This is a genomic window from Kitasatospora sp. NPDC059648 (assembly GCF_042734825.1).
Classification (GTDB): domain Bacteria; phylum Actinomycetota; class Actinomycetes; order Streptomycetales; family Streptomycetaceae; genus Kitasatospora.
In genome coordinates this window covers 1-10,978 of the sequence record NZ_JBHWDU010000021.1, presented here as the reverse complement: position 1 = coordinate 10,978, position 10,978 = coordinate 1, and the positions used below count along the sequence as shown (strand labels likewise).

The following is a 10,978-nucleotide window of genomic DNA, read 5'->3' as shown; positions in this document are numbered from 1 at the left end:
GACCGCAACGGACCGCGAACCCGCCCGACTCCTGTGCCCGGCCCGAAGGCCCGTGTGCCATGGGCGTCTTGAGCGACCTGAACGACTTGAACGACCTGAACGACCTGAACGACCTGGACGAAGGATCGGAGACCACGACCGCATGGCCCGCATGGCCCGCACGACGAAGGCCGAAGCCCGCCCGCCCCGGCGCAGGCGGACCCGCTGGTTGACGGCGCTGGTCGCGGCGGCGGTGTGCGTCGCCGTGGCGGGTGGCGTCGTCGCGTACGAGACCGTCTCCGACGACGCCGCCGAACGGCCGGTCACCACCGAGGAGGCGGGCCGGCTGGCGCTGTCCCGGCTGAACCTCTACCAGGCCAGCCCGGTCGGCGTGGTGCTCACCGCCGACGAGGGCGGGGGAGTGCGGATCCGGGTCGAAGGCGTCGTGGACTACCGCACCCACCGCGGCGTGGGCCGCTACCGGAGCACCGGCGCGAGCGGCCCGCTCGACCACGGCCTGGTGGTCTGGGACACCGACGGCCTCGGTCTGGCCCCCGAACCGGCGGGCGACCAGGGGCCGCCCTGGCAACAGGCCGAACACATCCCCCGCTCCGGCTGGTCGCCGCGCTCGTACACCGCGGACCCGCTGGACGCCGGCCTCCAACTGCTCACCCAGGTCGGTGCCGACCGCCCGGACAACCCGCTGCTGCTCGCCCAGTCCGGCGCCCGCTGGCTCGGCCCGGACCGGATCGACGGCCGCGGCTACGACCGCTTCGCCGGCCCGCGCGCCCAGGGCGCCGCACCGGACGGCAAGACCTCGCCTCTGACGTACTGGGTGGACGGCGACGCCGACCTGCGCCGGGTCACCATGCGGATCGCGGGCCTGGGCACGCCGACCACCGTGGACTTCACCGGCCGCGACGCCGACGCCAAGCTCCCCGAGGCGCCCTGGCTCACCGGCTGACGGGCGCCGCTGCTCACCTGTTCGGCGACTGCCGGGCGATCGCCAGGCCGGCGGCCCGCCCCGAGAAGATGCAGCCGCCCAGGAAGGTGCCCTCCAGCGCGTTGTACCCGTGCACGCCCCCGCCGCCGAAGCCGGCCACCTCCCCGGCGGCGTAGAGACCGGGCACCGGGGCGCCGCCACCGCCGATCACCTGGGAGTCGAGGTCGGTCTGCAGCCCGCCGAGGGTCTTGCGGGACAGGATGTTGAGGCGCACGCCGATCAGCGGTCCGTGCGCCGGGTCGAGGATCCGGTGCGGCCTGGCGACCCGGGCGATCCGGTCGGTCAGCGACCGGCGGGCGTTGTGGATCGCCATCACCTGGACGTCCTTGCTGAACGGGTTGGCGAGTTCGCGGTCGCGGGCGACGATCTGCCGCTCGATGTCGGCGACGTCGAGCTTCGGGCCGCGGGCGATCCCGTTCATCGCGGCGACCAGCTCGGGCAGGGTCCGGGCGACGACGAAGTCCTCGCCGTGCCGCTTGAACCGCTCGACCGGCCCCGGGGCGCCCTTGGCCAGCCTGCTCCTCACGGCGAACCCGAGGTCCCGGCCGGTCAGATCGGGGTTCTGCTCCGAACCGGAGAGCGCGAACTCCTTCTCGATGATCGACTGGGTCAGGACGAACCACGAGTAGTCGTGCCCGGTGGCCAGGATCTGCTTCATCGCACCGATCGAGTCGGCGCCCGGCACACCGGACATCCCGCTCAACCGGCGCCCCTCGGCGTCGAACCACATGGAGGACGGGCCGGGCAGGATCCGGATGGCGTGGTCCGGCCAGACCGGGTCCCAGTTGTGGACGCCCTCGGTGTAGGCCCACATCCGGTCGCGGTTGACCACCCGGCCGCCGGCCTGCTCGGTGATGGCCAGCATCCGGCCGTCGACATGGGCGGGGACGCCGGAGATCAGGTGCTCGGGGGCCGGACCGACCCGGTCCACCGGCCAGTTGGCCCGCATCAGCGCGTGGTTGTGCCCGATGCCGCCGGAGGTCACCACGACGGCCGCCGTCCGCTCCTCGAAGGAACCGACCGCCTCGCGCGAGGACTTGACGCCGCGTTCTGAGTCGTCCGGCGCCAGCACCGAACCCCGGACGCCGACCACCGCACCGTCCTCGGTCAGCAGCTCGTCCACCTGGTGCCGGAACGCGAACCGCACCAGCCCGGCGCGCTCCGCCCGCAGCACCGGACGGAGGAACGCCTCCACCACCCCCGGCCCGGTGCCCCAGGTGATGTGGAAGCGCGGCACCGAGTTGCCGTGCCCGGTGGCCGAACCGGCGCCCCGCTCCGCCCACCCCACCAGCGGCACCACCCGGTGGCCCAGCTCGCGCAGGTAGCGGCGTTTTCCGCCGGCCGCCCACGCCAGGTACGCCTCGGCCCAGCGCCGCCCCCAGAGGTCCTCGTCGTCCGGCCGGTCGAAGCCCGCCGAGCCGAACCAGTCCTGCCGGGCCAGCTCCAGCGAGTCCTTGATCCCGGCCCGCCGCTGCTCCGGGCTGTCGACGAAGAACAGGCCGCCCAGCGACCAGAACGCCTGGCCGCCCAGGTTCCGCCGGTTCTCCTGCTCGACGACCAGCACCCGCCGGCCGGCCTTCGCCAGCTCGTGCGTGGCCACCAGTCCGGCCAGGCCGGCCCCGACCACGATCACCTCAGGCTGGAACGGCATTCAGCTCTCCCTCGGGGCAATCACCGTCGTCCGGTCGCGACGGCTGCGCGCTCCCATGGTCGGGGCAGGCCGGGCCGTCCGGCACTAGGCTTGTCAGGTGGTGACAGAGAAGACTGTGCCCTCGGCACAAGGCGGGGCGCCGTCCGCGACCGACCGGCCCGGCGCCGTGTCGCGGATCCTGGCGGACGAGACCGGGATGGTCGACGCCTTCATGGCCGCCATCGCCCGGGAGATCCCCGCCTACGCCAACCTCGACGCCCGCCAGCTGGCGGAGGTCCGCTCCATCATCGTCTGGACGCTCCGCCGGGTGCTCGAACTCTGGTCAGTGGACGGCGCGTTGGACGCCGAGGACATCCGGATGTTCCGTGGCGTCGGCGCGGTCCGGGCGCGCGACGCCCGTCCCCTGGCCGCCGTGCTGCGCGCCTACCGGGTCGCCGCGCTGGCCTTCTTCGAGCGGATCGGGGAGCGTTTCGCCGACGACGTCTCGGTGCGCGACCTCAGCGCGCTCGCCCGGGTGTGGCTGACGGTGCTCGACCAGTCCTCGGAGGCGATCTTCGACGGCTACGAGTCCACCGGGCGCATCCTCAGCGAGGACCGTGAACGCTCCCTGCGCGGACTCCTCACCGACCTGCTGCTCGGCCGGCAGAGCCACGCCGGCACCCTCCGCGCCCGGCTGCGCGAACTCAACGCGGAACTGCCGTCCTCCTTCGACCTGATGGTGGTCTCCCCGGCGGGTGCCGCGGCCACCGGGCCCGACGCCGCGGAGCGGGCGGCGGCGCTGGTCACCGCCGCCCTGGACGCCAGGGCCGCGGGCGAGGCGGCCGACCTCGAACCCACCTCGCTGCACACCGTCGTGGACGGCGTCGGAGTCGCCCTGGTCAAGGCGGTCGACGTGACCCTGCTCCACCGCCTGGCCGCCGCGCACGACCTCACCGGTGCCCTGCTCACCGGCGTCACCGCCGCCACCGCGCCCCGCGACCACCGGCTCGCCGTCCACGGCCTGCGGCACGCCTCACCGCTGGTGTGGACCGAGCGCCGGGTGCTCGACCGCGGCGACCTGGAGGTGGTCGCCCTGGTCACCGGACACCCCGACGCCGACCCCGGACGGGTCTGCGAAGCCGTGCTCGGCCCCCTCGCCCGGGACGCCGACACCCGACGGACCCTCGACGCCGTCATCTACTCCGAGAGCGCCCCCACAGCGGCCGCCCGCCTCCACCTCCACCCCCAGACCGTCCGCTACCGGCTGCGCCGCCTCGCCGCCACCACCGGCCGCGACCCCCGGACCCCGTGGAACCGCTTCGCCTTCCAGACCGCCCTGCTCGCGAGCGCCGGGGCGTGATCCTAAAGACCCGAGCTAAGCCGTGAGGCGCTCCCGGAGGTCGCGCTTGAGCAGTTTGCCGCTCTGGTTGCGCGGGAGGTCGGGGACGAAGTGGACGGCCTTCGGGACCTTGTAGGGGGCCAGGCGGCTCCGGACGTGGGCGATGAGCTCGGCCGGGGTGGGGGCGGGGGCGTCCGGGCGCAGGACGACGAAGGCGGTGACCGCCTCGATCCACCTGTCGTCGGGGGTGCCGATCACCGCGACCTCCGCCACGGCCGGGTGGCTGTAGACGGCCTCCTCGACCTCCCGGGAGGCCACCAGCACCCCGCCGGTGTTGATGACGTCCTTGATCCGGTCGACCACGGTCAGGTAGCCCGCCTCGTCGGCGACGACCAGGTCCCCGGAGTGGAACCAGCCGCCCCGGAACGCCTCGGCCGTCTCCTCCGGGGCGTCCCAGTAGCCGAGGCACAACTGCGGTGAGCGGTAGACGATTTCACCCGGGGTGCCGGGCGGCACCTCGGCACCGTCGCGGTCGACGATCCGGGCCTCCACGAACAGCACCGGGCGGCCGCAGGAGGCCGGCCGCTCCCGGTGCTCCTCCGGGCGCAGCACGGTAGCCAGCGGTCCGATCTCCGACTGGCCGAAGCAGTTGTAGAAGCCGACCCGTGGGTAGCGGTCGCGCAGCCGGTCGAGCACGGCCACCGGCATGATCGAGGCGCCGTACTGGGCCTTGCGCAGCGAGGACAGGTCGCGGCGGTCGAGGTCGGGGTGGCCGGCCAGCGGGACCCACACCGTCGGGGCCAGGAACAGCGAGTCGATCCGGTCCTCCTCGATCCGCCGGAGCAGCTCGGGGAGGTCCGGCGACTCCAGCAGCAGGACGGAGGCGCCGACGGCGAGGTAGGGCAGGAGGAAGACGTGCAGGGCGGCCGAGTGGTACAGCGGCATGCAGATCAGCGGCCGGTCGTCCGCGCCCAGGTCGAGGGCGTGGATGCCGGACAGGTACGCGTGCACCAAGGCGCGGTGGGGCATCTTCGCGCCCTTCGGCCGGGAGGTGGTGCCGGAGGTGTAGAGCAGCTGGACCAGGTCGGTGTCGCGCACCCCGGCGTCCACTTCGGGCACCGGGCCGGCGAGCGCGGCGGCGAGGAGCCCGGAGCCTTCGTCCCGCAGCGGCAGCACGTGCTCGACGCGCAGCCCGGCCCGGACGCGTTCCACCTCCGGCGCCAGCGCCGCGTCGCTGAGCACGGTCCGGCTGCCGGAGTGGGCGAGCAGGTGGCTCAACTCCTCGCCGGTGAGGGCGTAGTTCACCGGGACGTGCACCAGGCCGGCCCGGGAGCAGGCGAGGAAGGCGATCGCGTAGGCGTCGGAGTTGCGCCCGTACGCCGCGACCCTGTCGCCAGGACGCAGGCCCAGCCCGAGCAGGTACCCGGCCGCGCGGCTGACCGCCTCGTCGAGCTGCCGGTAGGTCCAGCTGCGGTCGGCGAAGGTCAGCGCGGTGCGGTCGGGGGTGCGGCGGGCACTGCGGCGCAGCAGCCCGTCGACGGTGCCGGCGCGGGGGTCGTCGATCATGCTCACGGTCTCGCTCTCGAGTTCGGTTCGGGTCCGGTTCTGGTGGCGGTGGTGGGTGGGGCGGGGAAGGTCGGGACGGCCGGGTGCAGGAGCAGCCTGCCCACTACTCGCCGGACGGACGCACGGGTGTCCGACGCGCGGAGCCGGGTAGGCGCCTATGTAGCCACCGACCTTGGGAGGCCGCCATGGACCTCGCCTTCCTCACTCCGTTGCTCGACCGGCCCGGCCCCTGGGCCTCGCTGTACCTGGACACCTCCCGTGCGACCGAGGACGCCGCCCCGCGCCGGGCCCTGATCGACCGGGCCGCCGTCCACCGGCTCGCCGGGCTCGGCGCCGACGAAGCCACCTGCGACGCAGTCCGCGACCACCTGGCCGGGGAACCGACGTCCGCCTCCCCACCGGGGCGGGCGCTGTTCGCCACCGACGGCGAGGTCGCACTGGACGTGCCGCTGACGGACTCGCCACCCGACGTCGCCGCCACCTGGGCGCCGCTGCCGCACACCGCCCCGCTGCTCGGCCTGCTGGACGACGCCGCGCCGCGCTGCCTGGTGGTGGCCGTGGACCGTACCGGGGCCGCGCTGGAACAGCGTGAACTCGGCCGCTCCGCGCCGATCGGCACCGTCGAGGGCCGGCAGTGGCAGGGCCGCGGGCACCGCGCCCCGCCCGCCGACCGGTACGAGTGGCACTACCGGCACCGCGTCGAGGACGCCTGGGAGCGCACCGCCGCGGTCATCGCCGACCAGCTGACCCGGATGTGGCCCGGCAGCGGCGCCCGCCTGCTGGTGCTCACCGGCGACGTCCGCGAGCGCCGGGCCGTCCGCGCGCTGCTGCCCCGCCAGATGCAGCCGGACACCGTCGAGATCGACGGCGGCGGCCGGGCCGACGGCATCGCCCGGGACAGCTTCGACCGCCGGGTCGCCGAGGCCTGGGAGGAGCACCGGGGCCGGCATCTGACCACCGTCCTGGACGCCTTCCGGACCGGCGTCGGCCGCCCCGGCGAACACGCCACCGACTCCGCAGGGACCGAGACCGCACCCGGCGCCGCCGCCCAGGGCGTGCCCGCCGTGGTGACCGCCGCCCGGCAGCACCAGCTCGCGGCGCTGCTCGTCCAGCCGGGCGGCCACGATCCGCAGCGCCCGGTGTGGACCGGCCCGGAGCCCGAGCACATCGGCGTCCAGCGCGCCGAGCTGCGGGCCATGGGAGTGGCCGAACCGCAGCAGGCCCCGGCCGCCGACGCCCTGCTGCGCAGCGCCGCGGCGGTCGGGGCCGAAGCCCTGCTGGTGCCGGACTCCGTACCCGGTCCGCCCGGCGGGCTCGGCGCCGTGCTGCGGTGGAACGCCTGACCGAGCGGCGGCCGGGCCGGACCACCCGGGCCGAGGATCCCACCCTTCGTATACATGTGCCGGGGGGTGGAGGAGAATCGACGACGCGGGTGGGTGTTCGGACCAGGAGGCCGGCCATGAAGAGCCTTGAACGCCGCTATGCGGTGACCCTGCCGGGGCCGATCGGCGGGCACGCCCCGCCGGCCGTCATCGTGGTCCACGCCACCGAGACCCTCGGGCCCGGCGGCGGGCCCGTCTGGGAGAACACGGACGGGGACTTCAGGGTGGAGATCACCGGCGAGGTGGCCACCGTCCTGACCGCGCCCGTGGGCTCCCCGCGGCACCCGTGCCTGCACGCCGTGCCACTGCCGGACCGCGGCGCACCGCTGCGCTGAGGCCGCTCCCCGCAGATGCGCTCGGGCCCGTCCGGGCGGGTCTCCGACGCCTGCCCGGAACCGCTTGCGGCGGCCGGTGGACCGTGATCGGCGCTGAGCCCGCGGCCGGCCGTCGGCGATCGGGCGTTGCAGGGCTGTTGCACGGGGAGTGACGCGGCTCACGGCCGTGCGGGGTGGTTCGTGATCGCATGGCCGGATGCATCAGTTCGAGAAGGCCGGGTCGTTACTGGCGGTCGGGGTTGCGGTCGTTCTGTTGGCGGGTTGCGGGTCGCAGGCGGGTGGTACGGCGGGGGCCCGGCGGGTCACCGGCAGTGCGGGGCCGTGCGGGGTGGCGTCGGGGTCGCCGTCGGCGGGGGCCCATGGCGGGGTGCGGGTCACGGCGGTGGGGGCGGCCTGTGCGGAGTACGAAGTGACCAACGGGACGGGTGAGCCGGCCGACGTGACGGTGGTGTTCAGCCGGACGGGTGCGGGCGGGGGCGCGACGGACAACGTGACGAAGACCGTCGAGGGGCTTGCGCCGGGGGCCGTCGAGAAGGGGCGGGTCGAGCTGGGCGGGACGGCCTCGGGGGTGAAGGTCCTCAAGGTGCGCAGCGTGCCGAGCGCCGAGGCGTCGCGGCCGAACGGTCCGTGCCCGGCGTCCGGGGTGCTGGTGAGCGTGGGCGAGGGGGATGCGGCGACGGGGCTGCGGGTGGTCGGGCTGCATCTGCGCAACTGCGGGACGGCCGCGGTGACCCTGAACGGCTATCCGGAGCTGCAGGTGCTCGACGAGGAGCGCAAGCCGGTCGACGGGGTCCAGGTCGTGCACGGTGGTGCCCGGATCGCGACCGGCACCGGCGCGGACGCCCCGCCGCAGGAGTTCGTGCTGAAGCCGGGGGAGGGCGCCGGTTCCACGCTGGTGTGGCGCAACACCACCGGGGCCGGCGATCCGGTGAACGCCCCGTACGTGCGGGTGCGCGCCACACCGGGCGCGGCCCCGGTGACGGTGACGCCGGAGCTCGACCTGGGCACCACCGGGAGCCTCGGGGTCGGCGCCTGGGTCAGGGACGACGCGGGGACGTCGGCGTCAGGTCGATGACCACCTTGCCGGGGAAGTCCACCAGCTCCGCCGCCAGGTCCATGACCTGCGGGGGAACTCGTCCAGTCCGTTCTCGGGGATGTCGAGTACCGCAACGGTGCCTGCTGAGCGTTCCGATCCGGTTGGCGTCGCCTTCGACCTGCCCGGGCTCCGTTCGCGGGCGGCTCAGCCCGGCGTGCCCATCAGGGAGGTGAGATAGGCGTCCAGCCGCTCCTCCACGACCCGTGTCGTCAGCTCGGTCCGTCCTGCCTCCTGCCACGGCCGCGCCACCCACCGCACTTCCTCCGAGAGCGCCAGTGGCTCCCGCACCTGCCAGTACAGCCGCTCGGCCGCGGCCGCGGCCAGTACTCCGCCGGCCTCCTGGTAGGCCTCGGTGAAGCGCAGGCCCCACGCCGGGCCGTGCAGCAGTGCGAGATTGGTGGAGCAGTGCGCCACGTCGAGGTCCGCCGGGCCCCAGGAGGCCGCCGCCCAGTCGACGGTGCCGGTGATCCGGGCACCGGCGGCACCGGGCGGGCCCTCGGCCGGCAGGTCGAACAGCACGTTGCCGGGCTGGAAGTCCCGGTGCAGGAAGCGCCCTTCGTAGCGCGGCGCGGGCCTGCGGATCACGTCGATCGCGGCGGCCCAGACCGCGGCGTCGGCGCCCTCGGGGACCACGACCGTGTCGGCGGTCGTCAGTGCCACGTACTCCCGGGGCCGGACGGACGGCCGCACCGCGTGAACCGCCACGAGTTGACGGGCCAGCAGGGGCAGGCGTGTCTCCAGCCCCTCGTCGTCGAGGACCGCCCGGCCCGGCAGGTGGGTCATGAGGAGCGAGGGGTACTCGCAGTGCGCGGCGGTCGGGTCGACGGCGACGAATCCGGGAGCCGGCACGCCGGTTCCGGTGAGCGCGGTCAGGGCGTCGGCCTCCCTGTGCAGGAGTTCCTCGGCCGGCCCCTGCCGGGTCGGGTCGACGAAGGAGCGCAGCACCAGGTACCGGGTGCCTCCGTCCCGCGTTCCGATGGCCAGCCTCCGCATCTCGGCGGTGGCGCCGCCGTGCAGTGCCTCCGCCCCGACGATCCGCTCGCCCGCCTCCAGGTGCCGGCGCACCCAGGCCAGGGTCGACGGTCGGACGGTCACCGTCTCGTCGTGATCGGTCACCGGGCCATCCCATCATCCGGACGGCGCACATGCGAACCCTTTGACGGACCGTCTCAGCGGCGGACGGCGAGGCCGTCCAGGGTGAGGTCGAGGAGGCGCTCGGCCTGCTGCCGGTGTTCGGGGCCGGCCGAGGTGAGGGCGATGCCCTCCAGGGCGGTGGCGACGTCCTCGGGGCGGATGTCGGTTCGGATCAGGCCGGCGGCCGCGCAGGCGTCCATGAGGGCTGTGACGGCGGCCTGGATCATCTCCCGGCTGTGGCCGTAGGGGTTGCTCCCCGTCGCGGCGATGCTGCGCAGGGCGTCGATCATGCCGTGCTTGGCGGCGGCGTAGTCGAGGAAGAGGTGCGCCCAGGCCCGCAGGGCCTCGTCGGGGGCCCTGCGGGCCAGCAGGGTGGGGGCGGCGTCGCAGAGTTGGGCCACCTCGTTGCGGTAGACCGCCTCGATCAGGGCCTCTCGGGTGGGGAAGTTGCGGTAGAGGGTCGCACTGCCCACGCCCGCGTCCTTGGCGATGTGCTCCAGGTGTGCGTCCAGCCCGTGCGCGGTGAAGGCGCGGGCGGCGGCGGTGAGGATCTTCTCCCTGTTGCGCCGGGCGTCGGCCCGCAGCGGTCGGGGTGTTCCGTCGGTCATCGGTGCGCGCCATCCCGTTCCAGAGCTGTGCCGACTTGCTAACCGGAGGCGCCTCCACTTAGCTTCCAGTCAAGCGGAGGCGCCTCCGCTTCCACTGTAGGCCACCTCCTGGCCTGCGGACACCTCCGCGAAAGGAAGCAGATCATGACGGGTATCCGGGGCAAGGTCATCGCGATCACGGGCGCCAGCAGCGGCATCGGCGCGGCCACCGCGACCCACCTGGCCGAGCGGGGCGCGTTGCTGGTGCTCGGGGCGCGGCGCGAGGACCGGCTCGGAGCCGTCGTCGAGGGCATCACGGCGAACGGGGGCACCGCCACGGGCGTGCTGGTCGACGTCACGCGCCGCGAGGACCTCCGGCGCCTGGTGGACACGGCTGTGGACCGGTACGGACGGCTCGACGTCCTCGTGTCCAACGCGGGCACCATGGCCGTCTCGCCGTTCGACGAGCTGCGCCAGGACGACTGGGACGCCATGGTCGCCACCCACGTCACCGGCCTGCTGAACGGCATCGGGGCGGCCCTGCCGGTGTTCCGCCGCCAGCGCTCCGGACACTTCGTCAACGTCGGTTCGACCGCCGCCTACGTGGTCAAGAGCCCGCAGGCGGTCTACGCGGCCACCAAGACGGCGGTGAAGGTGCTCACCGAGGGCCTGCGCCAGGAAGCGGGACCCGATCTGCGCGTCACGCTCGTCTCGCCGGGCTTCACCGACACCGAAGGCGTGGGCAAGGGAGTCGGCGCCGAGCTGGCCGCCGCGATGATCCGGCAGCGCGACGAGATCGGCATGCCGCCCGGCGCGATCGCGTCCGCCATCGCCTACGCCGTCGAACAGCCCGAAGGCGTCGACGTCGGCGAGATCGTCGTGCGCCCCACCGCGCAGTCCTGAGCGCGGCCGCCTCTACGAGAACTG

At 74.4% G+C, this 10,978-nt stretch carries 10 protein-coding genes; 6 read left to right on the top strand and 4 right to left on the bottom strand.

From position 1 onward, the window contains the following. The first annotated feature begins 151 nt into the window (after window positions 1–151). The gene (locus ACFV1W_RS15500) at window positions 152–943 is read left to right on the top strand and encodes a hypothetical protein (protein WP_380416728.1); all 792 of its coding nucleotides are present in this window, start codon (window positions 152–154) and stop codon (window positions 941–943) included. A gap of 13 nt (window positions 944–956) precedes the next feature. Here the strand turns inward: ACFV1W_RS15500 and ACFV1W_RS15495 are convergent, their stop codons facing one another. Further along, a complete protein-coding gene (locus ACFV1W_RS15495; RefSeq protein ID WP_380416726.1) occupies window positions 957–2,633 on the bottom strand; it encodes an FAD-binding dehydrogenase in 1,677 nt (558 codons plus the stop codon). Between the two features lie 100 nt (window positions 2,634–2,733). Between ACFV1W_RS15495 and ACFV1W_RS15490 the strand changes: the two genes are divergently transcribed. Then, on the top strand, window positions 2,734–3,972 hold the full coding sequence (locus tag ACFV1W_RS15490) for a helix-turn-helix domain-containing protein (protein WP_380416725.1): 1,239 nt from the start codon (window positions 2,734–2,736) through the stop codon (window positions 3,970–3,972). Window positions 3,973–3,987: 15 nt separating this feature from the next. Here the strand turns inward: ACFV1W_RS15490 and ACFV1W_RS15485 are convergent, their stop codons facing one another. Beyond that, window positions 3,988–5,517: an acyl-CoA synthetase gene (locus ACFV1W_RS15485; protein ID WP_380416724.1), complete on the bottom strand. Its 1,530-nt coding sequence runs from the start codon at window positions 5,515–5,517 to the stop codon at window positions 3,988–3,990. 185 nt (window positions 5,518–5,702) lie between these two features. Here ACFV1W_RS15485 and ACFV1W_RS15480 point away from each other — a divergent pair, with 185 nt between their 5' ends. The 3 genes from ACFV1W_RS15480 (at window position 5,703) to ACFV1W_RS15470 (ending at window position 8,309) form a co-directional block, all read left to right on the top strand. Beyond that, a complete protein-coding gene (locus ACFV1W_RS15480) occupies window positions 5,703–6,860 on the top strand; it encodes a hypothetical protein (RefSeq protein ID WP_380416722.1) in 1,158 nt (385 codons plus the stop codon). 116 nt (window positions 6,861–6,976) lie between these two features. Beyond that, window positions 6,977–7,234 carry a DUF6296 family protein gene (locus ACFV1W_RS15475; protein ID WP_380416721.1) on the top strand — a complete coding sequence of 86 codons (258 nt, stop codon included), beginning with the start codon at window positions 6,977–6,979 and terminating at the stop codon, window positions 7,232–7,234. Between the two features lie 409 nt (window positions 7,235–7,643). Next, window positions 7,644–8,309 carry a DUF4232 domain-containing protein gene (locus ACFV1W_RS15470; protein ID WP_380416718.1) on the top strand — a complete coding sequence of 222 codons (666 nt, stop codon included), beginning with the start codon at window positions 7,644–7,646 and terminating at the stop codon, window positions 8,307–8,309. A 165-nt stretch (window positions 8,310–8,474) separates the two neighbouring features. Here ACFV1W_RS15470 and ACFV1W_RS15465 read toward each other — a convergent pair whose 3' ends face one another. Then, window positions 8,475–9,446, bottom strand: a complete 972-nt coding sequence (locus ACFV1W_RS15465; RefSeq protein WP_380416717.1) for a phosphotransferase family protein — start codon at window positions 9,444–9,446, stop codon at window positions 8,475–8,477. Window positions 9,447–9,499: 53 nt separating this feature from the next. Further along, the gene (locus tag ACFV1W_RS15460; protein ID WP_380416715.1) at window positions 9,500–10,072 is read right to left on the bottom strand and encodes a TetR/AcrR family transcriptional regulator; all 573 of its coding nucleotides are present in this window, start codon (window positions 10,070–10,072) and stop codon (window positions 9,500–9,502) included. Window positions 10,073–10,216: 144 nt separating this feature from the next. Between ACFV1W_RS15460 and ACFV1W_RS15455 the strand changes: the two genes are divergently transcribed. Beyond that, complete coding sequence (locus ACFV1W_RS15455) at window positions 10,217–10,954, top strand: SDR family oxidoreductase (protein WP_380416713.1); 738 nt, start codon at window positions 10,217–10,219, stop codon at window positions 10,952–10,954. The last annotated feature ends 24 nt before the right edge of the window (window positions 10,955–10,978 follow it).

What these genes read in the sequence shown, in the direction of transcription:
- ACFV1W_RS15500 (WP_380416728.1), top strand. Translation starts at nt 152, where the DNA reads ATGGCCCGCACGACGAAGGCCGAAGCCCGCCCGCCCCGGCGCAGGCGG.
- ACFV1W_RS15495 (WP_380416726.1), bottom strand. Translation starts at nt 2,633, where the DNA reads ATGCCGTTCCAGCCTGAGGTGATCGTGGTCGGGGCCGGCCTGGCCGGA.
- ACFV1W_RS15485 (WP_380416724.1), bottom strand. Translation starts at nt 5,517, where the DNA reads ATGATCGACGACCCCCGCGCCGGCACCGTCGACGGGCTGCTGCGCCGC.
- ACFV1W_RS15480 (WP_380416722.1), top strand. Translation starts at nt 5,703, where the DNA reads ATGGACCTCGCCTTCCTCACTCCGTTGCTCGACCGGCCCGGCCCCTGG.
- ACFV1W_RS15475 (WP_380416721.1), top strand. Translation starts at nt 6,977, where the DNA reads ATGAAGAGCCTTGAACGCCGCTATGCGGTGACCCTGCCGGGGCCGATC.
- ACFV1W_RS15460 (WP_380416715.1), bottom strand. Translation starts at nt 10,072, where the DNA reads ATGACCGACGGAACACCCCGACCGCTGCGGGCCGACGCCCGGCGCAAC.
- ACFV1W_RS15455 (WP_380416713.1), top strand. Translation starts at nt 10,217, where the DNA reads ATGACGGGTATCCGGGGCAAGGTCATCGCGATCACGGGCGCCAGCAGC.